The 24,470-nt window shown below is 36.7% G+C and carries 23 protein-coding genes and 1 pseudogene; 9 read left to right on the forward strand and 15 right to left on the reverse strand.

Annotation, left to right across the window (positions count from 1 at the left end):
• Positions 1-514: 514 nt before the first annotated feature.
• Positions 515-1,132 (reverse strand): bifunctional phosphoserine phosphatase/homoserine phosphotransferase ThrH, encoded by a 618-nt coding sequence (gene thrH, locus CDA10_RS00975; protein WP_010116018.1) that lies wholly within the window; start codon positions 1,130-1,132, stop codon positions 515-517.
• Between the two features lie 405 nt (positions 1,133-1,537).
• Between thrH and CDA10_RS00980 the strand changes: the two genes are divergently transcribed.
• Positions 1,538-2,269 carry a phosphoadenylyl-sulfate reductase gene (locus CDA10_RS00980; protein WP_089603656.1) on the forward strand — a complete coding sequence of 244 codons (732 nt, stop codon included), beginning with the start codon at positions 1,538-1,540 and terminating at the stop codon, positions 2,267-2,269.
• A gap of 187 nt (positions 2,270-2,456) precedes the next feature.
• On the forward strand, positions 2,457-3,920 hold the full coding sequence (locus CDA10_RS00985) for a WS/DGAT/MGAT family O-acyltransferase (protein ID WP_089603657.1): 1,464 nt from the start codon (positions 2,457-2,459) through the stop codon (positions 3,918-3,920).
• A 213-nt stretch (positions 3,921-4,133) separates the two neighbouring features.
• On the opposite strand, the gene CDA10_RS16955 is transcribed toward CDA10_RS00985, so the two are convergent.
• The 6 genes from CDA10_RS16955 to CDA10_RS01015 form a co-directional block, all read right to left on the reverse strand.
• Positions 4,134-4,307 carry a PA1571 family protein gene (locus tag CDA10_RS16955; RefSeq protein ID WP_010116013.1) on the reverse strand — a complete coding sequence of 58 codons (174 nt, stop codon included), beginning with the start codon at positions 4,305-4,307 and terminating at the stop codon, positions 4,134-4,136.
• A 132-nt stretch (positions 4,308-4,439) separates the two neighbouring features.
• Positions 4,440-5,894, reverse strand: coding sequence for a ribonuclease G (rng, locus tag CDA10_RS00995; RefSeq protein WP_089603659.1), 1,455 nt, complete (start codon positions 5,892-5,894; stop codon positions 4,440-4,442).
• A 51-nt stretch (positions 5,895-5,945) separates the two neighbouring features.
• Positions 5,946-6,512, reverse strand: a complete 567-nt coding sequence (locus tag CDA10_RS01000; RefSeq protein ID WP_089603660.1) for a Maf family nucleotide pyrophosphatase — start codon at positions 6,510-6,512, stop codon at positions 5,946-5,948.
• Positions 6,500-6,997, reverse strand: coding sequence for a rod shape-determining protein MreD (mreD, locus tag CDA10_RS01005; RefSeq protein ID WP_089603661.1), 498 nt, complete (start codon positions 6,995-6,997; stop codon positions 6,500-6,502). The genes CDA10_RS01000 and mreD overlap by 13 nt, the downstream gene beginning before the upstream one ends.
• On the reverse strand, positions 6,984-7,841 hold the full coding sequence (gene mreC / locus CDA10_RS01010; RefSeq protein ID WP_089603662.1) for a rod shape-determining protein MreC: 858 nt from the start codon (positions 7,839-7,841) through the stop codon (positions 6,984-6,986). Before mreC ends, mreD begins: the two co-directional genes overlap by 14 nt.
• A 31-nt stretch (positions 7,842-7,872) precedes the next feature.
• Complete coding sequence (locus CDA10_RS01015) at positions 7,873-8,913, reverse strand: rod shape-determining protein (protein ID WP_089603663.1); 1,041 nt, start codon at positions 8,911-8,913, stop codon at positions 7,873-7,875.
• Between the two features lie 134 nt (positions 8,914-9,047).
• Here CDA10_RS01015 and gatC point away from each other — a divergent pair, with 134 nt between their 5' ends.
• The 3 genes from gatC to gatB are packed head-to-tail and all read left to right on the forward strand — an operon-like array spanning position 9,048 to position 12,370.
• Positions 9,048-9,362: an Asp-tRNA(Asn)/Glu-tRNA(Gln) amidotransferase subunit GatC gene (gatC, locus tag CDA10_RS01020; protein WP_010116006.1), complete on the forward strand. Its 315-nt coding sequence runs from the start codon at positions 9,048-9,050 to the stop codon at positions 9,360-9,362.
• 51 nt (positions 9,363-9,413) lie between these two features.
• The gene (gatA, locus tag CDA10_RS01025; protein ID WP_089603664.1) at positions 9,414-10,892 is read left to right on the forward strand and encodes an Asp-tRNA(Asn)/Glu-tRNA(Gln) amidotransferase subunit GatA; all 1,479 of its coding nucleotides are present in this window, start codon (positions 9,414-9,416) and stop codon (positions 10,890-10,892) included.
• Complete coding sequence (gatB, locus tag CDA10_RS01030; RefSeq protein ID WP_089603665.1) at positions 10,892-12,370, forward strand: Asp-tRNA(Asn)/Glu-tRNA(Gln) amidotransferase subunit GatB; 1,479 nt, start codon at positions 10,892-10,894, stop codon at positions 12,368-12,370. Before gatA ends, gatB begins: the two co-directional genes overlap by 1 nt.
• A 40-nt stretch (positions 12,371-12,410) precedes the next feature.
• Here gatB and CDA10_RS01035 read toward each other — a convergent pair whose 3' ends face one another.
• The 3 genes and pseudogenes from CDA10_RS01035 to CDA10_RS17210 all read right to left on the reverse strand — a co-directional run.
• Positions 12,411-13,466: a GTP pyrophosphokinase gene (locus CDA10_RS01035; RefSeq protein ID WP_089603666.1), complete on the reverse strand. Its 1,056-nt coding sequence runs from the start codon at positions 13,464-13,466 to the stop codon at positions 12,411-12,413.
• A gap of 356 nt (positions 13,467-13,822) precedes the next feature.
• The gene (locus tag CDA10_RS01040) at positions 13,823-14,590 is read right to left on the reverse strand and encodes a hypothetical protein (RefSeq protein WP_089603667.1); all 768 of its coding nucleotides are present in this window, start codon (positions 14,588-14,590) and stop codon (positions 13,823-13,825) included.
• 42 nt (positions 14,591-14,632) lie between these two features.
• Positions 14,633-14,755, reverse strand: a pseudogene (locus tag CDA10_RS17210) (type VI immunity family protein); the annotation flags it as partial.
• 185 nt (positions 14,756-14,940) lie between these two features.
• Here CDA10_RS17210 and CDA10_RS01045 point away from each other — a divergent pair.
• Positions 14,941-15,693, forward strand: coding sequence for a DUF4850 domain-containing protein (locus CDA10_RS01045; RefSeq protein WP_089603775.1), 753 nt, complete (start codon positions 14,941-14,943; stop codon positions 15,691-15,693).
• A gap of 61 nt (positions 15,694-15,754) precedes the next feature.
• Here the strand turns inward: CDA10_RS01045 and CDA10_RS01050 are convergent, their stop codons facing one another.
• The 4 genes from CDA10_RS01050 to CDA10_RS01065 form a co-directional block, all read right to left on the reverse strand.
• Positions 15,755-16,273, reverse strand: coding sequence for a hypothetical protein (locus tag CDA10_RS01050; RefSeq protein ID WP_089603668.1), 519 nt, complete (start codon positions 16,271-16,273; stop codon positions 15,755-15,757).
• Between the two features lie 182 nt (positions 16,274-16,455).
• Complete coding sequence (locus tag CDA10_RS01055) at positions 16,456-17,430, reverse strand: hypothetical protein (RefSeq protein ID WP_089603669.1); 975 nt, start codon at positions 17,428-17,430, stop codon at positions 16,456-16,458.
• A gap of 273 nt (positions 17,431-17,703) precedes the next feature.
• Positions 17,704-19,776, reverse strand: a complete 2,073-nt coding sequence (locus CDA10_RS01060) for a M13 family metallopeptidase (RefSeq protein WP_089603776.1) — start codon at positions 19,774-19,776, stop codon at positions 17,704-17,706.
• A gap of 283 nt (positions 19,777-20,059) precedes the next feature.
• Positions 20,060-20,944, reverse strand: a complete 885-nt coding sequence (locus CDA10_RS01065; protein WP_089603777.1) for a LysR family transcriptional regulator — start codon at positions 20,942-20,944, stop codon at positions 20,060-20,062.
• Between the two features lie 122 nt (positions 20,945-21,066).
• Between CDA10_RS01065 and CDA10_RS01070 the strand changes: the two genes are divergently transcribed.
• From CDA10_RS01070 to CDA10_RS01080, 3 genes are all read left to right on the forward strand, one after another.
• Positions 21,067-21,648, forward strand: a complete 582-nt coding sequence (locus tag CDA10_RS01070) for a chromate transporter (protein ID WP_089603670.1) — start codon at positions 21,067-21,069, stop codon at positions 21,646-21,648.
• 7 nt (positions 21,649-21,655) lie between these two features.
• On the forward strand, positions 21,656-22,174 hold the full coding sequence (locus tag CDA10_RS01075; protein WP_089603671.1) for a chromate transporter: 519 nt from the start codon (positions 21,656-21,658) through the stop codon (positions 22,172-22,174).
• A gap of 363 nt (positions 22,175-22,537) precedes the next feature.
• Positions 22,538-22,720: a hypothetical protein gene (locus CDA10_RS01080; protein WP_228704576.1), complete on the forward strand. Its 183-nt coding sequence runs from the start codon at positions 22,538-22,540 to the stop codon at positions 22,718-22,720.
• A gap of 236 nt (positions 22,721-22,956) precedes the next feature.
• Here CDA10_RS01080 and CDA10_RS01085 read toward each other — a convergent pair whose 3' ends face one another.
• Complete coding sequence (locus CDA10_RS01085; RefSeq protein WP_167374932.1) at positions 22,957-24,078, reverse strand: GGDEF domain-containing protein; 1,122 nt, start codon at positions 24,076-24,078, stop codon at positions 22,957-22,959.
• Between the last annotated feature and the right edge of the window lie 392 nt (positions 24,079-24,470).

Here is a 24,470-nt window from a genome sequence, read left to right on the forward strand (position 1 = left end):
TTGAAGATTGAAGATTGAAGATTGAAGATTGAAGATTGAAGATTGAAGATTGAAGATTGAAGATTGAAGATTGAAGATTGAAGATTGAAGATTGAAGATTGAAGATTGAAGATTGAAGATTGAAGATTGAAGATTGAAGATTGAAGATTGAAGATTGAAGATTGAAGATTGAAGATTGAAGATTGAAGATTGAAGATTGAAGATTGAAGATTGAAGATTGAAGATTGAAGATTGAAGATTGAAGATTGAAGATTGAAGATTGAAGATTGAAGATTGAAGATTGAAGATTGAAGATTGAAGATTGAAGATTGAAGATTGAAGATTGAAGATTGAAGATTGAAGATTGAAGATTGAAGATTGAAGATTGAAGATTGAAGATTGAAGATTGAAGATTGAAGATTGAAGATTGAAGATTGAAGATTGAAGATTGAAGATTGAAAGTAAATTTCACTTTAAAGCAATACAATTAAAAAAGACGCATTTAGCGTCTTTTTTACATTTACTATTTTACGGATTAAGCTGGAATATCACGTACCGAAGCGTTACGAATCGCTTCTTTCAAAGCTTCATAGCCATGAATTGGTGGGAATTGTGGAAACTCGCGAATGACATTTTCAGGCGCATCAAATAAGAAACCTTGATCTGCTTCACCCAACATTGTGGTGTCATTATAAGAATCGCCTGCCGCGATCACACGATAATTTAAACCATGTAATGCTTTTACAGCTTCACGTTTTTGGTCAGGTTGACGTAATTTATAGGCAGTGATCATACCATTTTCATCTGTTTCTAACTTATGACAGAAAATCGTTGGCCAACCTAATTGCTTCATTAAAGGATGAGCAAATTCATAGAATGTATCTGAAAGAATGATCAATTGAAAATGTGTACGAACCCATTCGACAAACTCTTTTGCACCCGGAAATGGCCCCATATCTGCAATTACAGCTTGAATATCGTTCAAACCCAAACCATGTTGTTTAAGAATATTCAAACGTTGAGTCATCAACACATCGTAGTCTGGAATATCACGCGTTGTGGCTTCTAATTCTTTGATTCCTGTTTTTTTAGCAAAATTGATCCAGATTTCTGGTACCAATACACCCTCAAGATCAAGACATACGATTTCCATGGGTTCTCCCAAATGTCGGTTTAAAATTTTGGCGCTATCATAGCATTAAAGTTTTAAAGATGACGGAAAGTTTCTGCGTCAATTCATTTTTCATTACAGATTTACTAAGACAAGCTCGATTTGGAATAAATTTGAGTGCGATCTATTCAATAGACAGAATATGTAAAAGAAGTTTGTGAATTCAAATCAAATAAATTTTTAGCTATATAAATCTATTTTATTCATAAGTATTCTAATTAATCTGCTAAGCAGTTTATTTCATTTACTTTAAAATAAAATTAATTTCAAATGACTATTGCGCCTGATTCAACCATTTTTAAGCTGATCTATATTTAGACAATGTTTAATTTGCTAGGATTAAAGTCGACATCGAACATAGCTTCAAGCCAACTGCCAGGAGCAGATATGACCACCATTCCAACTATCGATCTTGTTGATGCACTTGCTGCGGAATATGCCGATAAATCTCCATCTGAAATATTAGAACTCGCACTGTCGCAACAAGGTGAAATTGCAATTTCATTTTCTGGCGCAGAAGATGTTGTGTTGATTGACATGGCGCATAATCTTGGAAAGCCATTCCGTGTATTTAGCTTAGATACAGGGCGCTTACATCCAGAAACTTACCAATTTCTTGAAACTGTACGTAAACATTACGGCATTCAAATTGAAATCTGTTTCCCAGAAGCTGAAGCTGTGCAGCAACTCGTGAATGAAAAGGGATTATTTAGTTTTTATCAAGATGATCATAAAGAATGTTGTGGGATTCGCAAAGTACAACCCTTGCGTAAAAAGCTTGCAACATTAGATGGTTGGGTCACTGGGCAACGTAAAGATCAAAGTCCGGGTACGCGTACGGAAATTCCTGTTATTCAAGCAGATTCAGGATTCTCTGGTGAAGGTAAACAGCTTATTAAATATAATCCACTTGCAAATTGGTCTAGTGCAGATGTATGGAACTACATTCGTATGATGGAAATTCCATACAATCCTTTACATGAAAAGGGCTTTATTTCGATTGGATGTGAACCTTGTACACGTGCCGTTTTGCCAAACCAACATGAACGTGAAGGTCGTTGGTGGTGGGAAGAAGCAACACATAAGGAATGTGGTTTACATGCAGGTAACCTAAAATAATTTAAGCACTTTATTTATTGAAAAAAGTCACTACATTTGGTGACTTTTTTCTAGACCTATCATTCATCGAAATGCTTGGATTTTAGTATCGAAATCGTTTTATACTTCATGTTAAGTTTTATAATTCTAACAACACAACACTCAGACATGAATTGTTGTATAAATTGCAGTGAGGCAATCTAAAATTATGCGCCCATTACACCCAATCGATTTTATTTTTCTTAATTTAGAGAAACGGCAGCAACCCATGCATGTTGGTGGGTTATTCTTATTTGAAATTCCCGAGCATGCACCTTCTACTTTTATCCAAGACTTAGTAGCAGATATTCGTAATTCAAAAGGTATTCCTGTTCCACCCTTTAACAACCTTTTAAATGGTTTCTTTTGGGATGAAGATGAAGATTTTGATATCGATCACCATTTCCGCCATATCGCTCTTCCTCATCCGGGGCGAATTCGTGAATTATTGGTTTATATTTCACAAGAACACAGTGCATTGATTGACCGTGCAAAACCGCTTTGGACGTGTCATATCATTGAAGGTATTGAAGGCAATCGTTTTGCCATGTACTTTAAAATTCACCACGCCATGATTGATGGTGTAGCAGGGATGCGCTTAGTAGAAAAATCTTTCTCAAAAGATCCAAATGCTAAAACCATTATTCCACCTTGGTGTGTGGAAGGTAAACGTTCCCAACGTTTCAAAGAACCTAAACTCGGCAAAGTTAAGAAAATACTCAACACACTGAAAGGGCAAATTGAAGCTGCGCCTAAAGTGACGCAAGAACTCTTCCAAACTGTTTTTAAAGAAATGGGGAAAAACCCCGATTATGTATCAAGCTTTCAAGCACCAAGTAGTTTGTTTAATCAACGCGTAAGTTCTTCACGTCGTTTTGCAGCACAATCTTTTGAACTTGATCGTTTTAGAAATATTTCTAAAGCTTTAGGTGTCACCATTAATGATGTCGTACTGGCAGTTTGTTCAGGTGCATTACGTGATTACTTAATTACACAAGATGCTTTACCGAAAAAACCACTAATTGCAATGGTTCCTGCGTCATTACGTGATGATGACTCCGATATGAGTAACCGAATCACGATGATTCTCGCGAATTTAGGGACACATAAAGAACACCCTGAAGAGCGTTTAGAAATCATTCGTCGTAGTGTACAAAACTCAAAAACTCGCTTCAAACGCATGAATTCAGATCAAATTTTGAATTACAGCGCTTTTGTTTATGGATTAGCTGGTTTAAATATTGCTTCTGGAATGATGCCTAAACGCCAAGCATTCAATGTGATTATTTCCAATGTACCGGGGCCTCGTGAACCGCTGTATTGGAATGGTGCAAAGCTTGATGCACTCTACCCTGCATCTATTGTTCTTGATGGACAAGCACTGAATATTACCATGACCAGTTATTTGGATAAATTAGAAGTCGGTTTAACAGGTTGCCGTAAATCACTACCTAAATTGCAAAACTTACTGACACATTTAGAAAATGAAATTCAGAAATTTGAACAATTGATTGCTGAAAAAAATCCAGAAACTCGTGATGTTGCAAATGAAATTGCGGATGTAAAACCATCAAAAACAACACACTCAAAACCAGTGATTGTAGAATCAACTGAAATACAAAAGCCCGCTTAAGGGCTCAATGCTTTTCATTTAAACATTTCACCCTCCTTTTTCAAAGGAGGGTGTGAGTAAAGATTCTAAATTTTTGATAATTCCCCTCTTTTTCAAAGATGAGAAGATTACCTTGTAAAAGAGTAAATTTTTAAATGTGTCATCATTGAAATCAGAAACTTGTTCGATTGAACAACAAGTTTTATAAAAAATTAAGGGGCTTAAATAGGCCCCTTAATTTTTAACATTACGGCATTGTCTCAGAAGCTGATGGCATACATTCACAACCATATCTTTGGTAATGTTTACTTCTTTACCATCATCATCCAACATTACACATGTATTTTTTGGCTGTGACTCTAGTACATGCTTAATACCGCTTTTTATTATTTGTTCACTTACGCTCATTTTAACCTCACTTGCTAAGACTATTTTAAAGGAAGAAATGTCTTTGGCTACCTTTACGTCTAGTATTGTGAAATCAAAGCACAAAGTAAAATTTCAGATGTAACAACTGTTTAACGATATTCTGTTACAATTTTAGCTTAAAATGATATCGTATTGCTCTTGCGTATATAAATTTTCAACTTGGAATTTAATCACGCGATGTACGAAATGCTCTAAATCTGCGACTGCTGGTGCTTCTGCAGTTAAAAGTCGATCAATCACTGAAGGATGTGCAACGACAGTAAAGCCACTCTGAGATTCAAAAGCACGAGCATATCTTAGGATTTCTCGAAAAATTTCGTAACATACTGTCTCTGCAGTTTTAATATAACCACGTCCCTGACAAGCAGGACATGACTCACAAAGCAAATGCTCTAGTGACTCACGTGTACGCTTACGAGTCATTTCAACCAAGCCAAGCTCTGAAACTTGAGTAATCTTCGTTTTGGCATGATCACGTTCAAGCATCTTATCAAACTGATTCATCACTTCTTCACGATGCTGAACTTCTTGCATATCAATGAAGTCGATAATGATAATACCACCTAAGTTTCGCAACCTAAGTTGGCGAGCGATCACCTGTGTCGCTTCCATATTGGTTTTAAATACAGTGTCTTCTAGCGTACGCCCACCCACATAAGAACCTGTATTGACATCAATTGTGGTCATGGCTTCGGTCTGATCAATCATCAAATACCCCCCAGACTTCAAAGCAACTCGTGTTTGCAATGCACGTTGAATATCTTCTTCAACATTATACAAATCAAAAATTGGACGCTCACCCGGATAGTGGATCAAGCGATTGGTCATACTTGGCACAAATTCACAAACAAACTCTTGCAGCTTGGCATGAATTTCACGTGAATCGACTGAAATTTTAGCAGTATCTTCATTTGCCAAATCTCGAATCACACGTTGTGGTAAGGGTAATTCTTCAAAAATTAAAGACGGGACAATTACACTTTTTTGTTTATCTTGAATGTATTGCCATAGCTTAGCCAAATAAGCCATATCTTGGGCAATCGCTGCTTCTTCAATTCCTTCGGCAGCAGTACGCACAATCACCGAACCTGGTAGCTTATGTTCTGCTTGAATGCGTTCAATCATCGAACGTAATCGGTCACGTTCTTCTTCGGACTCAATACGTTGTGAAACCCCAGTATGATGACCATAAGGCATCAATACTAAATAACGAGAAGGAATAGAAAGGTCTGTACTTAAACGCGCACCTTTTGTTCCAAGCATGTCTTTCATGACTTGAACAGTGAGAATTTGTCCGGGTTGTAAGAGTTCAAAGACATTAGGTGTAGGTTGGTTACGTGTCCAAACCATATCATTAATATGTAAAAAAGCAGTACGAGAAAGCCCAATATCTACAAAAGCAGCTTGCATACCCGGAAGTACTCGAACCACTTTACCTTTGTAAATATTTCCAACCAACCCACGCTTTACAGTCCGTTCAACAAATAATTCATTGACCGTACCATTTTGAATTAAGGCCACACGACATTCCATAGGCGTGACGTTAATCAATAACTCGTCAGACATAACAAAACTCAAAACATTATAAAAATTCTTTTCAGCAGTTAATTTAGTGCGTCAACTGCCCTGCTCTATTTGATCGAGTAACCGTATTGTTTCATGTAATGGTAGTCCTACAACGTTACTATAGCTACCATTGATATGTTTAACATACTTTGCGGCAAAACCTTGGATCGCATATCCGCCTGCTTTACCTATCGGTTCACCTGTCGCCCAATATTCTTCCATATCCTTAGAGGTTAAATATTGGAACTCAACTTCAGTACGAACCACAACACTCAATATTTGTTTAGCATTTGCAACACAAACACCTGTGAGCACCTCATGTTTTTGACCTGACAATAATGTCCAAATATCAAAAGCATGTTGCTTGGATTCAGGTTTACCAATGATTTGATCGGCAAAAACCAAACTTGTATCCGCAGCAATCACCGTACTTTTAGGAAATAAATCCAAAACAGCTTGTGCTTTTTGTATCGCTAATCGTTGTACATAATGATCAATTTGTTCATGGCTTAAAACAGATTCATCAATATCTGGACTACAGATCTCAAAATCCAAACCGACCTGTAATAATAACTCTTTTCGTCGAAGTGAACTCGAAGCTAAAATTAAATGCGCCATCTTCTCAATAAATAATAGAAAATAGGCCAGCATAAAATACTAGACACTAAAGGTTGCCAATGTCGTGCAAACGAAAAATGCACACCTGCCATCACTTGTCCCATAAAAGTAAAAACCAAATGAGCCAATATAGCAAACATGCTAATAATCCACAGATTACTAAAGGTCAGTACACGTCTTTCACGAATAAAATAACGCGTCAGAAAAGCAATTAACACATAACTTAAAGCATTCATGCCTAAAGGTGCATCTAATAACAGGTCTGTAAATAGTCCCATCGTAAATGCAAACCAAACCCCACACCATGTTGGCTGACAAAGCACCCAAAACAACATGATCAAAAACATATACAGTGGTCGCCAACCCGCAAATACATAAGACATCGGATAAACGACTAAAATCGAACAAACAATAATTGAAACGACGATAATGAATAATGGGTCTTTGCGCTGTTTTTCTGAGCGTAACTTTTTAGCGATCAACATTTGGCTGCTCCATCGCTAATGAATCAGAAAATAATACCACCACATGATGACCACCAGCCAATTGTGCAGCAGGTACGACATCAATTTGAGCGAATTCACCTGTATTATGGCGCATGACTTTAGAAACCGAACCCACCAAATAACCCGCTGGAAAATGCTGTCCTAAACCAGAGCTATAGACTTTATCGCCTACTTTTATATTGGCACTGGTTGGGACGTATTCCATTTTCAAACGACCTAAATCGCCTGTACCTGTCACAATTGCCCGCATTCCTGAACTTTCTAAACGCACAGATAAAGAATGTTCTTTATCTGAAAGCAACATGATACGGCTACTGTGTGGATAAACACTGATCACTTGCCCCATAATCCCTTTATCATCCAAAACAGTTTGACCCACTTTGATTTGATTGACAGAACCACGGTTAATAATAATGATATGACGCAATGGATCGGCATCTGTACCAATAACTTCTGCAATCTCCATACGTCCATCGATGATTAATGGTGTATCAAGTAAACCACGTAAACGTGTATTTTCAGCAGAAAGTTCAGACAGTTTTTGCAGACGCACTTGCGCTTGAAGCAGCTCAGCTTGCATCGCTGTATTTTCACGACGCAATTGTGCTTCAGATTTGGTTTGTTGATTGAGCCATTCTTTCGACAACACTGGATAACTCGCTAAGGCATAAATCGGGTTATACGCCGCATACAAGACATCTCTTGCAGGTTGAATCACTTGTGGCATGCGCCAGTTAAAAAACAGCACGACCAAACAAGTGACGACCGCAATGATGAACGAGCGAAAAGACGGCGGTTGTCTTGAAAAGAGATTCGGTTGCACCGTCTCATCCTTAAACTGAATCTACGAAAGTTTAGCCTACAAAAAGCATATCATGGTTTGGATTGTCAAAGAATTCTAAGACTTTCCCGCCACCACGAGTCACACAAGTTAAAGGATCTTCAGCAACAACAACAGGTAAACCTGTTTCTTGAGCAAGTAATGTATCTAAATTACGCAATAATGCGCCACCACCTGTTAACACGATACCGCGTTCTGCAATATCTGAAGAAAGTTCAGGAGGTGTTTGTTCTAATGCAGATTTCACTGCTGAAACAATACTTTGTAAAGGATCTGAAATCGCTTGCGTAATTTCATCAGAAGTCACCGTAATAGCGCGAGGTACACCCTCTGCCAAATTACGACCACGGACTTCAATTTCTAACGTTTTACCATCAGAAATCGCCATACCCACTTCTTTTTTAATGGTTTCCGCAGTTGTTTCACCAATCACACAGCCATGTGCTTTACGCACATAGTTAATGATTTGTTCATCAAACACATCACCACCGATACGTAGAGAATCTGCGTACACACAACCTTGTAATGAAATGATCGCGATTTCTGTTGTACCGCCACCGACATCGACAACCATTGAACCACAAGCTTGCTCTACAGGCATACCTGCGCCAATTGCAGCAGCCATCGGCTCTTCAATCAAACGTACATCACGTGCGCCTGCATTAAATACAGCTTCACGAATGGCACGACGTTCTACCAAAGTTGATTTACACGGTACACAAACCACTACACGAGGTGCGGGTGGAAATAAACGTTTTTCATTCACTTTATCTAAAAATTGGTGCAACATAGTTTCAGTGACTTCAAAATCTGCAATCACACCATCCTTCATTGGACGGATTGCAGAAATGTTTGCAGGTGTACGACCAAGCATTTGCTTAGCGTCTAAGCCTACAGCTGCAACAATTTTCGCCGAACCACTGTGACGGATTGCCACAACTGTCGGTTCATTTAATATAATGCCCTTTCCAGGTGCATAAATAAGTGTATTTGCAGTGCCTAAATCAATGGCAAGATCTGGCGAAAACAAGCCAATTAGTCGTTTTAGAATCACGGGTCGTTCTCAGTTTAAACTTTATGTGGACGCAAGATGGCAACTTTAACTAAATGTGATGATTTGAACAAGTCAATCGCTTATTATAACGCACGATATTTTGAATTTTTTTGAAACTAATTAGGTCAGACATCATGTCAACTTCAGATGCTCAGCACACTGCAGAGTTAAATGCACAAACAGTATCGCAGATTGCCAACCTTGCTCGATTGTCGTTGAATGATACGCAATCTGCTGAATATGCTCAAAGTTTAAATAAAATCTTGGGAATGATGGAAACATTAAAAGGTATTGATACCGAAGGTGTTGAGCCACTTAAAAGCCCATTTGATCATCCACAGCCACTTCGTCCTGATGTTGTGACTGAAACTAATCATCGCGAACAATATCAAGCGATCGCCCCTGCAACACAAGACGGCTTATACCTTGTACCTCGTGTGATTGAATAATATTCAACCAATTAAACCTATTTATAAAATTAATCGTAAAGAATTGTACTCATGACTGATTTACACCGTTTATCGATTCGTGAAATGACTGAAGGGTTAAAAACTGCTCAGTTTTCATCTCGTGAATTGACTCAACACTATTTAGACCGTATTGCAAAAATCGATGGTCGTGTTCAATCGTATGTGACGGTGACTGCCGAGCAAGCGCTCGCTCAAGCCGATGCTGCGGATCAATTACTTAAATCAGGTACAGCAGGTATATTGACTGGTGTTCCGATTGCACATAAAGATATTTTCTGTACGCAAGGAATTCGCACTTCTGCGGGTTCAAAAATGCTGGATAATTTTATCTCACCTTATGATGCAACTGTGGTTGCCAAAACCAAAGCAGCAGGCTTGGTCACTTTAGGTAAAGTGAACATGGATGAATTCGCAATGGGTTCAACCTCTGAAAGTTCATTCTATGGTGCAACTAAAAACCCGTGGAACTTAGAACACGTTCCGGGTGGTTCATCTGGTGGTTCTGCGGCTGTGGTTGCTGCGGATTTAGCCCCAATTGCAACAGGTACAGATACGGGTGGTTCAATTCGCCAACCTGCATCATTCTGTGGTTTAACCGGCTTAAAACCGACTTATGGGCGTGTATCACGTTTCGGGATGATCGCATTTGCATCATCACTTGACCAAGGTGGCCCAATGGCACGTTCTGCTGAAGACTGTGCATATTTGATGAACACCATTGCTGGACATGATGCTAAAGACTCTACTTCTGTCAATAAAGAAGTAGATGATTATGTTGCAAATTTAAATGCAACAGCAGTAAAAGGCTTACGTATTGGTATTCCTAAACAATACTTTAATGTTCAAGGCTTAGATGCTGACGTTAAAGCACGTGTTGAAGAATCATTGAAGAAGTTAGAGGACATGGGCGCAACATTGGTTGAGGTTGACCTCAACATGACTGAAGCTTATGTACCTACCTATTACCTCATTGCTCCTGCTGAAGCATCGTCTAACTTATCACGTTATGATGGCGTTCGTTATGGCTACCGTTGTGAAAACCCTACGGATATTTTAGACCTATATAAACGTTCTCGTTCAGAAGGTTTTGGCGCAGAAGTGCAACGTCGTATCTTGATTGGTACTTATGCATTATCGGCTGGATACTACGATGCTTATTATGTCAAAGCACAGAAAGTACGTCGTTTAATCCAACAAGATTTCTTAAAAGCCTTTGAAAATGTTGATGTGATTGCTGCACCATCTGCTCCAACCACAGCTTACAAAATCGGTGCAAACCTTAGCCCGACTGAAATGTATTTAGGCGATATTTATACGCTTGCTGTGAACTTGGCAGGCTTACCAGCGATCAATGCGCCTGTTGGTTTTGATGCAAATCAGCTCCCTGTAGGTTTACAGTTGATTGGTAACTATTGGTCAGAGTCTCAATTGTTATCTATTGTCCATCAATATCAACAAAATACAGATTGGCATACCAAACGTGCGGCAATTGCTGAGGAGAACATCTAATGGCTCAAGCTCAAAAAGCACCTAAATCAAACTTGATTGATGGATGGGAAGTCGTTATCGGGATTGAAATCCACACGCAGTTGATGACCAATTCTAAAATTTTCTCAGGTTCTTCAACGACTTTTGGTCAAGACCCAAATACGCAAGCCAACCTTGTAGATTTGGCAATGCCGGGGGTTCTTCCTGTTTTGAATAAGGAAGTAGTTGATCTTGCGATTCGCTTTGGTTTAGGTATCGATGCGTATATCGATCAAGCTTCTGTGTTTGCACGTAAGAACTATTTCTATCCTGATTCGCCTAAAGGCTACCAAATCAGCCAAATGGACAATCCAATTGTTGGCTTGGGTCATATCGACATTCAGCTTGAAGATGGCACAGTGAAGCGCATAGGCGTAACACGTGCGCATTTAGAAGAAGATGCTGGTAAATCGATCCATGATCAATTTGAAGGTATGTCGGGTATCGATTTGAACCGTGCAGGTACGCCTTTACTCGAAATCGTCTCTGAGCCTGATATGCGTTCTGTGGAAGAAGCTTTGGCGTATATCAAAGCGATTCACACTTTAGTGCGTTGGTTGGGTATTTCTGACGGTAACATGGCAGAAGGTTCTTTCCGTTGTGACTGTAACGTGTCTTTACGTCGTCCGGGGAATGAATTCGGTACACGTTGTGAATTGAAAAACATCAACTCTTTCCGTTTCATTGAACAAGCGATCAATGTTGAAATTGAACGTCAAATGGACATTTTGGAAGATGGTGGCAAGATCGACCAAGAAACGCGCTTGTTTGATACGGTGAAGATGGAAACGCGTTCGATGCGTTCTAAAGAAGAAGCGAACGACTATCGTTACTTCCCTGATCCTGACTTACTTCCTGTTATCATTTCAAATGAACAAGTTGAAATGGCTAAAGCTGCGCTTCCTGAGTTGCCAAAAACACGCCGTGCTCGTTTTATCGCTGATTTTGGTGTGACTGAGTATGATGCGCATGTACTGACGCTTTCTCGTGAAATGGCTGATTTCTATGAAGCTGTTGTGGTTGCTGCGGGTGGTGCTGCTCAAGGTAAAGTTGCTGCAAACTGGGTGATGGGTGAGTTCTCTGGTGCTTTAAACAAAGCCAGTTTAGAACTTCAAGACTCGCCTGTTTCTGCTGAGCAATTGGGTGGCATGATTGCACGTATTGTCGATAACACCATTAACGGTAAGATTGCCAAGCAAGTTTTTGGTTTTATGTGGGAAGCAGAAGGAAAATCTGCGGATGACATTATTGCTGAGAAAGGCTTAAAGCAAGAAACTGATACAGGTGCCATTGAAGCAATTATCAAAGATGTACTTGCAGCCAATGAAAAAATGGTCGAAGAGTACAAGTCTGGTAAAGAAAAAGCCTTTAATGGTCTCGTCGGTCAAGTCATGAAAGCTGCAAAAGGTAAAGCCAACCCTGCTCAAGTGAATGAATTAATGAAGAAATTGATTGGTTAAGGCTGATCTAATTTCAAAAAAACCGCTTTAGAGCGGTTTTTTATTCATTAAACAAATCTAAAACCTCATAATTATTATTTTTTATAATAGCATCTACTACTTCCCTATCATGTAAACCTAATGTCAATTCCACATCAGATTTATCAATAAAACCACAAATCTCATAAATCATTTTAAAGAAAATTTCCAAATTTTCAGCCATAAAAACTCTAAAAAGTGGTGCTGACAAGTATTTAAAGTCTCCTATTACTTTAAATACTTTCTCTTGATTATTATTCCAAATTTTATCTAAATCATTAATTGTATATACTTTATAAAATTTCGGCAATTGATAAACAATGTTTTCAGAATCATCAAAATTATCTATAGAATAGTTCAATGGATTAAAACCTATTTCCTTCAACTTTACATTTAAATAACTAATTAAACTTAACCTATTTATATCTAAGTCCAACAAATCATTCAAATTAGACGACTTCAACTTATTTTTATAATCTTCTATTTCTGTAGTCAGACGATTAAACTCTAAGTCAGCTGACTCCAACAAACCAGATAGAAGATTAAAGCGTCGTTTTAAATATTGAGGAAGTTCTCCTCCGAGTTTATAACCACGATCATGTTCAATTTCTGCCCAAGCATGTGATAGTGCAGTTCTAATTTGTATTTCAAAACATAAATCTTTATAAAGAGTAAATTCTGGAAGTCTCTCTCTTTTCTTACCGAGGTCACATACAAAATGAATTGAACGATAACCGAATTTATCTGTTCCTAATAAATCAGCTTTATCACCAGAGTCTTCTTCATGCACATTAAAATTTTCAGAAATAATTTTAGATACTTTTTCCAAATCACTTTCGACAAGGGTAATTATTCTTAAACCAGCTAAATCGGTCATATCTTTAAAAGAAGTATAATTGCTTTTCTTTTTTAATTTACCTAAGCAACTATCTTTTGTTTTGACTCGATAAGGAACATCCACATAAGAAATTTTTTCGGCTTTCATAATACTTTTTAAAATTTGCACAACCGACTGTGCTAATGAATCGTAAAGATGTGCATTATCTACATACCATTGATCAAAGTTTTTATGATCCATATATTTTCCCTAAAAAAATTTAAATGAACTTATAAAAATAAAAGCTTTCTTTTCTAAATTTAGTATAAAATTTAGATACAAAATAGTCATTACCAATACTTAAAATATCAGTAATGGCTTTACGACATAGAATCTAATTATTTTAGGAGAGAATAAATATCCATCACTGCCCTCTTAACAATTTATTTAAATCGACCTAACAAATCATATCATTCAACTCTACATCTGGCTTTTAGTAAATTTCATATCCCCAAACTACACCAATATGTTATTTTTCACATATCAAAGTTAGCGTATTTTTAAAATTAAAAAAATATTAAATTTTAAAAGCACACTACCTGTCCAATTTATACAACTCACTTGCCGCTCGTACACTGCTTTAACATCTCTTTTGCACGTAAACCACTATGCCAAGCAATATTGGTAATCGATTTGCCATCCTGTTTAATTTCAAACTTCATTTTATCTTCCATATTCGACAGCAAAGCATCCAAAGTCGGTACAGCGATCGCAATTGCACCATATTCATAATTCGGCAAAGTATAGTTAAACACTTGTACATTCTGCGGTGCTTCATCATTTTGATATAACGAAATTTTTATCGTTTGTTGCTTTTCAGGCTTTGGAATATTTGGCCCCCAAAAGGTTAGTAATGCACCTTTGTATTCACCACCTGGGCCCGACACTCGAATAAAACTATCTTTCTGCCAATATAACGCAGCACAATATTCACCTGCTTTGACTTTTGGGGCATCCTGAAAAAACTCCCAACTACCATTTTCATAACTTTGGTAACGTGGGTCATTTTTAACTTGTTCTAATCGAGTGGCATGGTTTGACATAGTATTTGCCACACCACCTGCCGCATTCATGCGTTGTAATGTTGGGTCATAACCATATGAAGGCTCATGGTGATAATAATATTCATCTTCGGCCTCCATGTCCTCTTGTTGTTGCCAATAATTTGCTTCGGCAATCGAATGTCCAATATCCATCATATTTTGATGATGCTGTGCATTCATTTCACAAATATTCGGTAAATCTGAACAAGCAAAACTAGGCATTGCACATACTGCCAAAGATGTTGCTGCAATCCATTTCAAAATCGTTTGGCGATGTGTCATATCCATTACTCAAAAAGTATTCGTTTTATAAAATATTTTATACTACAAATCCCAATCTATACGCTTATCTAAAAAAGCATATTTTGAATTTAATTTAGGCTCAAACTGTAATTTCGCAAAATAATCAATTTTTTCTGAGGGTTTTATATCACAGTATTTAAACCAATTCTTCCCTCAATTGATTGATGCGAAAAATACTAAAGTGTAACTGTTTCTTCAATCCTAGTTCTTCAACGATAGCAATCCTATTCCAAACCACAACCAAGCCTTTAACAAATTCATCAGCTCGATTTCCCACAAATCTTAACAATATGTTATTTTTAAATCATCGAAGTCAGCGTATTTTAAAAATGAAAAAGCAAATCATCGGTCTTAGTTTACTGTTATCTTTTTTTGCCACCACTGCACATGCACAGAATGTAGAAACCTTTCAGCCCACTTTTCCAAAGTTTTCAAACACAGATGCTCAAAGGAAAAAAATCAACCAATTCTACGCTCTCGGACAGGCGACATTTTCAAACCAAGTCAAAATTCCTGCTTACAGCGTAACGGTAGAAAACCCTGCTGAGGATGGTTTGCTTAAAAATACTGAGCCTTGTACAAAAAGTAATTGTTCCTTCAATTTTAAACTTGATCCCAGACAGGCTGAAAAACTCAAACTCGTTGCAATTCCAAGTCTTGGTTATATCCTTGTTCCAAGACATTGGACAGATATCTCAGCGGCAACAGGCGCCAATGGCACAAGCTCAGTTCTGATGATGAGTCCAAATAAAAAAGAAGCGATTACAGCGTATGACTCATCTTTCTGTGTGGGTTGTGGCTTACCGAATGCGACCTTGTATTTTCCAAACTTGTTAAAACAAAGTCTTGATTCAGAATTTGGAGGCTATAAAGATCTCAATAAAAAATTAAAGCTGGTTTATCCATCTAAAACCACAGCATTTTTTAGTTATCAAATTCCCAATTTGAATAACAAAACACATGGTATTGCGAAATACGCAGATAATGGTGATTTTAATTTTGTGAATATTCATGTCACTTTAGACAAAGCCAATCAAAACTTAGCAACGCCTATTTTAAATTTTTATAATGCAATGCATTGATCAAACTAAAGATAAAAGCCCTCTCCTGAGTCAAGGAGAGGGTTTCAAAATAAAATTAAAACTATCGGGTAATGCCTAATTTATTAAAAATATCAGGTGTTAAAAAAGTCGTGACTAATTTATTCAAGTCTACATAGCGAATCACACCTTGTAATTGTTTCTTCACTTCTGGATTTTGAATAATATCTTCACCCGTACTGCGTCCTAACTCCTGAAAACTATCACCAACTGCTTGTAGACCTTCAGTTTGAATCACAGCTTTAGTTTGAGTCGCGCACTGCTCAACAATTACGCGTTGCAAAACCTGAGCAAACTTTTGATCGAGTTGATCTCGTTGTGCATCTGTCACATTACTCAATGCTTTTAAATCTGGATGAGTAGATAAGGCAGAAAAAGTCCATTGCAGCACAGTGGTTTTATCGGTTGCTGTAGTCGCTTTGACTAAACAATCACTTAACTGATCTACCGTTTGCCCTGCTGTTGCCAATTGCGTAGTCCCAAGCAAAGCTACGGCGATAGAAGCAGACTGAACACTACGAGAAAACCGCTGACCAATTGAAGGAAAAACTAAACGTGCCATAGATTAAATTCTAATACTCAATAATTTCCTTTGTATCATGAAATCCAATGATTCACCTGTTATGACTCTGTAAACGAATCTTTATCGTTTGAATACGAATAGAATTTCTAAAAGTTCAGACCAGTAGAATAAAAAGCTACCGGTCACTGAAAATTTATTTTTAAATACAATGATATAAATTATTAATTCATCTGCTTAAGCATATATTTAGCGACAGCATGATTCTGATTGGCGGATAGATTTTGTAAAATACGTTTTGCTCGATCTTGCGGATTCGAAAAACGACGGCTATAACTCGGTACACTGGTTAAACATTTCGCAACCAAAATACCTGACTCTGCATAAATATTGATTCCACTTGCCCCACGCAAGCGTCCATAACCATAAGCACGTTCAGCATTATTACATGCATTAATTTGATTTTGCCCACGCCCTAAGTCTTTACGTGCAGTGGTATATAGTTGCATCTGTTGAAGTTGTGGCGATAAAACAACTTTTTCAACTTGAGGTTTTTCTTTTTCTTCTTCAACGGGTGGAATCACTGGCTTTTTCTCTTCTACCACTTTTACTGGCGGTACTTTGACTAAAGCGGTAATTTTAGAATTATTTGCAGTCGATTTTTTCTCTTGTACGACTGGTATTGCAACCGTTTTTGCATAGAGTTTTTTCAGCTCATCCAGAGATACAAGCTTCGTCTGCAAATTAACCACTCGAGTTTCAGTATGATCTAACTTACGTTCAGAAATAGGTTCTATTGACACATACCACTGCTGACCATCACTTTGTTTACATTGATATGCACCGATCCCTTGTTTGACACTGCTATAGGTATTGAGTAATTTTTTTGACCAAATGTCTTTCACTAAACCCATTGAGCTTTTCTGAACTGAGGAAAACTTTCCACCTTTGGCTGCACAAAAACGACTTAAATAATGTTTAGGCAATAAAGATTGAATTTCCGTTTCGCTCTGCTGAGGTCCCCAGTAATAGACATATTCTTTCGCTGAGCTGTTATTGTCATTGATATTTTTTTTATCAATCACTTCTTGAGGCGACGTATACTGATTAAACGATTCTGATGTTAATCCATTCATACTGGCGCAGCCATGCAAAACAAAACCAACCCCACCCAACAACAGCAATGTTTTGAAATTCACGTCACAATTCTCGATTATATTTTTTAAATGAAAATATATGAAATTGCTTAAAATAACAAACTTAATATATTGATTTTATTATCCATTTATCAAAATAAAACAACGATCAAAACACATTACTCATATCAGTTTGAGACCTGATCAAACAAAGTTAAGAATATTAGAATCTAAGTTGTATTTTTAAAACTTGGATAATAGCGATAAATCATAAAAAACCGAATTTTAAGCTGAGTTAAAATTCGGTAAAAATGGATAAATTAAAAGTGAAATCACTTACCAAATGGTCACTCGTTTATTGGTTGGCAAGTACATCTTGTCACCTTGTTTGATTTTAAACGCGTCATAAAACGGTGTTTGATTCAGCAATGTTGCATTACCGCGGACTTTATCGGGTGAGTGAGGATCTCTTTTTATATATTCAACTTGCAATGCATCTGTAATTTTAGAACGCCATGCTTGTGCCCATCCTAAATAGAAACGCTGTTCACCTGTGAAGCCACCTAAAACGGGCGCAGGTTTACCATTTAAAGACAGCTGATACGCTTTATAAGCAATCGCAAGTCCCGAGTTATCGGCAATGTTTTCACCTAAGGTAAGCTCACCATCGACATGGTAGCCTTTCACAGGCTCATAAGCGTTGTATTGTTGCACGAGAACTGCTGTCTTTTCTTTAAACTTTTTACGATCTTCATCCGTCCACCAGTTTTTCATATTACCGACATCATCAAACTCACTACCTTGGTCATCAAAACCATGGCTGATTTCATGCCCAATGATCGCACCAATTGCACCGTAGTTTGTGGCGTCGTCTGCATCCATATCAAAAAAAGGCGGCTGTAAAATTGCAGCAGGAAAAACGATCTCATTTAAAGATGCATTGTAATATGCGTTGATGGTTTGTGGTGTCATCCCCCATTCATCACGATCAACAGGTTTACCCAATTTATTTAATGCATATTGATGCTCAAATTCACGTGAACGGATCACATTACCAACCAAATCATTATTTTTAATCTCTAAAGCTGAGTAGTCTCGCCATTTATTTGGATAGCCAATTTTCACAGCAAAACTCGCCAATTTCTTCTGTGCCTCAACTTTTGTTGTTGGGCTCATCCAATCTAAACCATCAATGCTTTGTTGATAAGCTTTCATTAGATTTTGAACCAGTTGCTCCATGCGTTGTTTTTTCTCGGCAGAAAAATGCTTTTTCACATAAATCTGACCCAAACTTTCGCCGAGAGTACCCTCAACTAACTGTACGCCACGTTTCCAACGTGGTCTTTGCTCTTTCACTTCTCTAAGTTGATAACTATAAAAATTAAAGCTGTTATCGACAAAAGCTTTACTCAATAAAGATGAAAAATCGCTGACTAAGTGAAATTTATAATAGGCTTTCCATGTATCTAAACTATTATTTTCTACAATCGGACTAAGCGCTTTAAAATAACTCGGTTGAACCACTTGAATGGTTTGAATTTTATCGGCCAAACCTTGTCCTTTTAGATAGGTTTGCCAATCAATTTTTGGACTTAACTTGGCTAAGTCTTCAACTTTATAAATATTATAGAGTTTCTGTACATCACGATTTTGGACATTGCTCCATTGCACTTTTGCAATTTGAGTTTCTAATTTTAGAATATCTTTAGCATGTTGTGATGCCTGTTTATCCCCTGCCATTGCAAGTGTTTTTTCAATATAAGCGACATATTGCGAACGGATTTTTTTAAATTTAGCATCATTTTTTAAGTAATAATCACGATCAGGAAGACCTAAGCCACTTTGCCCAAGTACAGCACGCATTTGCGTAGAATCTTTCATGTCTTGTTCGATTCCCACGTCAAAAGGACTCGTCACTCCAATACGTGAAAAATGTGCTGCTAATTGAGCAATATCCTTTTTGGTTTTTAATGCGTCAACCTTTGAAATTTCAGCTTGGATTGGCTTTATTCCCAGTGCTTCAATACCTTTTTCGTCCATAAAATTGGCATATAAGTATAATACTTTTTGTTCAGCACTTCCTTCTGCCGATTGTTGTTTTGATAATTCATCAACAATATCATGTAACTGATTGACCGAATCTTCATGCAAAATATCAAACGTTCCCCAACGTGATTTATCAGCAGGAATTGCGGTATTTTTTAACCATAATCCATTTACATGTTCATAAAAATCATCTTTTTCACTGACACTTGAGTCAAAATATTGCTTTTCTAGACCTGATTTTTTTTGAGCTTGTATAGCTATTGATGAAGTAGTTGTAGGTTGTACTGCCGTACCTGCCCAAAGTGGTGCAGATGCTGACATGATTGCTGTTGTTAAAGCACTTTTTATGAATCTGTATTTCAAAGCTATACCCTCAATTTTAATTTTTAAATGTGTGTCGTTAATTTTCAATCTTGTACTTTCAAGCAAGTTTAATCTGTTGCGAAAATGCAATTTTCACATCATTAGATTTGAACAAGCATTTAATTATGATTGATCAATAAAGCTTAAATTACTGTTCTTAACCCAGTTAAATAAATTGAAAATCAATCTGTTATAAATAACAGCAACAATTAAGCCAAAGCAAGCTGAATTGTATATTTTTTAATAAAATTGATAAAAGTCTAAAACACGTTGATGAATGAAATCACTTAAGTAAATTCAACACATGTGTCAAACGAATATTGGCAGTATTTTGTTTGAACACTGCATAAATCGGCGCGATACACGGCGTATCCGCTTTTAGATCTTTATAAACAATTTGCTTATTCCAAAAGTCACGAATCGAAGCCGGTACAATCGACAAACCAATTCCCGCTGCGATCAAATTAAGACTTGACGTTAAACGAGGGGCTTCTTGCACAATTTTGGGACTGAATCCAGCCTGATAACAACTGGCCAAAATATTATCAAACAGGTCTTGCCCTGCTAAACGTCGATACAACACAAAATCATAGGCCTCTAAATCTAAGATATGAATTGCATCTGTTTGGTTTGCTAAAGGATGATTATTAGACAATGCGACAATGAGGGGTTCATCCAAAACATGCAAGCTGGTCAATCCAAAGCCGATCGGCGCAGGTTTTCGTAAAAACACGATATCATTTTTATCATTGATAATAGAGTCAATCAGTGAGCTACTTCCGTCCTCTTCTAATTGAATAGAAACTGCAGGGAAAGCCTCTCGAAAATTACGCAATAATGCAGGTAGGAATGGATGCAAACCGACTGAATTGGTAAAACCAATACTGATTTGCCCTTCTAAACCCATTGAAATATTTTGTACACGTTTTGGAATCGCTTGTGCATGCGCAAGTATGGTCAATGCTTCTTGATATAAGGCTTTGCCAGCTTCTGTGACTTCAACACCTCGAGGCAAACGTTTCAATAAATCAGTCGATAATTCATTTTCTAAGCTTTTAATCATTCTAGTAAGTGGCGGTTGTTGCATATTCAAGCGCACCGCTGCACGTGAGATATTACTTTCCTCTACGACGGCGACAAACGCTTTGAGTTTATGAATATCAATCATCATCCCACCTGAAAGCATACTTTTTTGATATACCTTACAGCAAAAATAGCATTTTTCATTATATCTAAACAAGCAGATAATTGGTCTCAAGGTAAATAGCAAAGCAATTGAAAGAGGTCTAAATGAATACTAAAGCCATGCCATTAGAACAACATTTGGAAGTACCCAATTGCAAAACATTATTTCTAGGCTTTAGCAAACTCGGTTTAATGGGCTTTGGCGGTGTTTTACCACTGGCACAGCGTTTAATTGTTGAAGATCAAAAGTGGCTTACTGCTGAACAATTTACAGATTTGTTAGGTGTCTGTCAGATTTTACCGGGCGGCAATATTGTCAATATGGCGGTAGCGATTGGTTATGATTTTGCAGGGCTAAAAGGTGCAATTAGTGCGGTATTTGGTTTAATGCTCGCTCCGACCATAATCGTAATTTCACTATATCAACTTTACGCACAGTTTCAGGAAATTCCACTAGTACAACACATGATTCAAGGTTTGGCAGCCGCTGCCGCAGGGCTACTTTTTGCAACGGGTTTTAAAATGCTTAAACCGATGATGAAAAGTAAATTGACTTATTTCACCATCATATTAACCATCATTTTCATGCTGTTGATTAAATTACCATTGGTACTAACCTTGTTTATTTTAGTAGGTATTAACATGTTGGTTTTAACATTCAAACAACGCCAAATGAATCAGGGATAACAACAACATGTATGTACTTTTAGCACTCACACTGGTTTTTACTCAATTGTCTTTATTGGCTTTCGGTGGCGGAAATGCGATTTTGCCTGAAATGCAGCATCAAGTGGTCACAGTTCATCAATGGATGACAGTGGAACAATTCAGTTCAATGTTTGCAATGGCGCAAGCAGCACCCGGCCCCAATATGATGATTGTGCCTTTAGTTGGTTGGCATGTTGCTGGGCCTCTAGGTTTACTTGTCACTTCCTTGGCAAAGTTTGGGCCCTCTTCGATTATTACAATATATGCTTTAAAGTTTTGGAATAATTTTAAAGATCATCCGCTTAGAGCTAAATTTGAAAAAGCACTGAAACCCATCACTGTAGGTCTAGTTTTAGTGAGCGCTTGGATTATTGCACAAGCTTCTGCACAAAATGTTCTGTTAATTGTGATTGTCGCTTTGACGATTTGCCTAAGTTTATTTAGAAATGTACACCCTGTTTGGTTGATGGTGTTTGGTGCAAGTGCGGGGGCCATCTTGTTATAAATTAAGTTGTTATAACACGCTAAGCCTGATCATCTGATCACAATAAGTTTTATCATAATAAGCTTTGGTTATAAGCATTCAAGACTTTACACGATGACCAAAGCTTTTGCTTTAAAGCTAGTTGTTTAAATCATTATAGCAACCCAAAATACAAGCCAAATTCATGTTAAATATCTCCATTACTCAACCATTACTCCTTATATAATTCAAAAGCATACAATCAAAAAATCTAAAAATTAGAATTTAAAACAGAGTATCGTTGATACAAAAAATTGCAATTGTTTGACCAAACACAACAAAAGTTGGATTTTATTATGCAATAATAAACTTGATATTTTTACAAACAATGATTTGGAAATAGATGTGATTGAATTACTCAAAGCCGTAACACTAAAAAAAGATGATTTAGAACCGATAACTATTGAGGCTGGAACTTTATTGAAGATATTGATGACCAATCCATCTTCTTATCTTGTAGGAGATGAAAAAGGTTTTTCTTTTCTGATCAATTTCAGCGATGAAAATATCCAGTGGAAGAAAATTTGATTTTTCACTGAATAAAACTTTAAGAATATGCTCTTCCAAAAATCAATGTAATACACTTAACCATACATATTTACCTTGTTATTTTGGAGAGCATGAAATGATCTCTATATGTGATCATATAAAAATAGATTTTCCTCAGAAATACAGGGTTTTATGAATTAATTGAGTTCGATAATATTTTTATTAAAATCAAAAATATCAACACAATTAAACTCATGATCTCATTAAAAGAGATATCAAATCATTTTACCTAATTCTGAAAACTGCCGAACCTGATTCCGCCCACTTAATTTTGCAAAATATAAAGCTTGATCAGCTTGACGTATAAATTCTTCTTGACTCAAATTTTCTGCTTGCCCAGATTGCATGGAAATACCAAAACTGGCAGTCACAACTATTTTTTCAATATTGTTCAGTTGAATATGATTATTTTCAATTTCTACTCGACAACGCTCCGTAATTTCAGAAGCTTGCTTCAATTCGATATTATTTAAAATAAAAATAAACTCTTCACCACCAAAGCGCCCAACATAATCGTCTTGCCTAATATTTTCCATCAATATTTTCGCGACTTTTTTGAGTACTTGATCTCCAATATCATGCCCATAGGTATCATTCACGCGTTTAAAATGATCTATGTCTAATAAAACAATAACATATTCTTTTTTTTGCTCGTGGTTCAAAGCCAAAAATTCACTAATACTGCGACGGTTATATACCGAAGTTAATGGATCAATCTTACTCATTTTATCGATATATTCTTCCCTATATTTCCATTGGATCAATAAGATAATAAATAAAATGATACTCATTAAAAAAATTGGAATATAGAAATACAACATGCTATATACCCAAAACTCATTGGTATGTAAGGGAAGCTCTTGTAATTTTTGACTATAAATAGGTGCATAAGCAATTTGATCTGTTGCGCTAAGATACCCCATAATCAATATAAAAAAAGTAACAGGTATAACAGCTGTATACACTTCTCTGGGTTGAAAAAGTACTAAACCGACGGTCACTAAACTCACAAAACCTGCAATTGAAGCAAAACTAATAATACCCGTACAATATGCGCCATACATAAGCGTGATACCGAGATAACACGTTGTAAAATACGGAATGTATCTTTCTACAAAAAGGTTTTTACGTAATAAATAGGCAGCAACAATCGAAATCAAGTAGCCCATTAATGACAAAATATACGCCGTCATAAGATTGGGATAGAACTCAAAATTAATCCAAACTTGGAAATGAGGTAGTTTCGTCCATATGAGCCACCACACAATCCATAGCAAAGTAATCACCGCACACATGCTAAAAGCTAAAATACTTTTATTGACGTTGCTCCAATTCATGATGACGCTAGCTGTCATGAATTTTGAATATTCGTCTTTAAGTATTTTAAGAAAATGAAGCTTCATGGGAAATTACTACTCGATATACTCATCTCTTGTTAATTTGGAAACTTTTTATTCAATATGGTTAACAGAAGTTAAATAAGATAATCACGTATCAGTATTTAAAATAAATATGACGTAGTTATCATTCTATACGTTTAATTTAGAACACATGTCAAGATTCACCTTTTATTTAATTATTAGTCTTTAGTATAAGTAAAGATTGGTTCATATACTAAGTATAATATCAATAATCAAAAAAATAGTTTTTTAATGTTATCATTGTAATAAGTTTACAACCGAATAAAACATGATTCAACGATCATTATATTATTTCAAATATTTATAAA

It is taken from the genome of Acinetobacter piscicola, assembly GCF_002233755.1.
GTDB classification, from domain to species: Bacteria; Pseudomonadota; Gammaproteobacteria; order Pseudomonadales; family Moraxellaceae; genus Acinetobacter; species Acinetobacter piscicola.

What these genes read in the sequence shown, in the direction of transcription:
- thrH (WP_010116018.1), bottom strand. Translation starts at nt 1,132, where the DNA reads ATGGAAATCGTATGTCTTGATCTTGAGGGTGTATTGGTACCAGAAATC.
- CDA10_RS00980 (WP_089603656.1), top strand. Translation starts at nt 1,538, where the DNA reads ATGACCACCATTCCAACTATCGATCTTGTTGATGCACTTGCTGCGGAA.
- CDA10_RS00985 (WP_089603657.1), top strand. Translation starts at nt 2,457, where the DNA reads ATGCGCCCATTACACCCAATCGATTTTATTTTTCTTAATTTAGAGAAA.
- CDA10_RS16955 (WP_010116013.1), bottom strand. Translation starts at nt 4,307, where the DNA reads ATGAGCGTAAGTGAACAAATAATAAAAAGCGGTATTAAGCATGTACTA.
- rng (WP_089603659.1), bottom strand. Translation starts at nt 5,894, where the DNA reads ATGTCTGACGAGTTATTGATTAACGTCACGCCTATGGAATGTCGTGTG.
- CDA10_RS01000 (WP_089603660.1), bottom strand. Translation starts at nt 6,512, where the DNA reads ATGGCGCATTTAATTTTAGCTTCGAGTTCACTTCGACGAAAAGAGTTA.
- mreD (WP_089603661.1), bottom strand. Translation starts at nt 6,997, where the DNA reads ATGTTGATCGCTAAAAAGTTACGCTCAGAAAAACAGCGCAAAGACCCA.
- gatC (WP_010116006.1), top strand. Translation starts at nt 9,048, where the DNA reads ATGTCAACTTCAGATGCTCAGCACACTGCAGAGTTAAATGCACAAACA.
- gatA (WP_089603664.1), top strand. Translation starts at nt 9,414, where the DNA reads ATGACTGATTTACACCGTTTATCGATTCGTGAAATGACTGAAGGGTTA.
- gatB (WP_089603665.1), top strand. Translation starts at nt 10,892, where the DNA reads ATGGCTCAAGCTCAAAAAGCACCTAAATCAAACTTGATTGATGGATGG.
- CDA10_RS01035 (WP_089603666.1), bottom strand. Translation starts at nt 13,466, where the DNA reads ATGGATCATAAAAACTTTGATCAATGGTATGTAGATAATGCACATCTT.
- CDA10_RS01040 (WP_089603667.1), bottom strand. Translation starts at nt 14,590, where the DNA reads ATGACACATCGCCAAACGATTTTGAAATGGATTGCAGCAACATCTTTG.
- CDA10_RS01045 (WP_089603775.1), top strand. Translation starts at nt 14,941, where the DNA reads ATGAAAAAGCAAATCATCGGTCTTAGTTTACTGTTATCTTTTTTTGCC.
- CDA10_RS01050 (WP_089603668.1), bottom strand. Translation starts at nt 16,273, where the DNA reads ATGGCACGTTTAGTTTTTCCTTCAATTGGTCAGCGGTTTTCTCGTAGT.
- CDA10_RS01065 (WP_089603777.1), bottom strand. Translation starts at nt 20,944, where the DNA reads ATGATTGATATTCATAAACTCAAAGCGTTTGTCGCCGTCGTAGAGGAA.
- CDA10_RS01070 (WP_089603670.1), top strand. Translation starts at nt 21,067, where the DNA reads ATGAATACTAAAGCCATGCCATTAGAACAACATTTGGAAGTACCCAAT.
- CDA10_RS01075 (WP_089603671.1), top strand. Translation starts at nt 21,656, where the DNA reads ATGTATGTACTTTTAGCACTCACACTGGTTTTTACTCAATTGTCTTTA.
- CDA10_RS01085 (WP_167374932.1), bottom strand. Translation starts at nt 24,078, where the DNA reads ATGAATTGGAGCAACGTCAATAAAAGTATTTTAGCTTTTAGCATGTGT.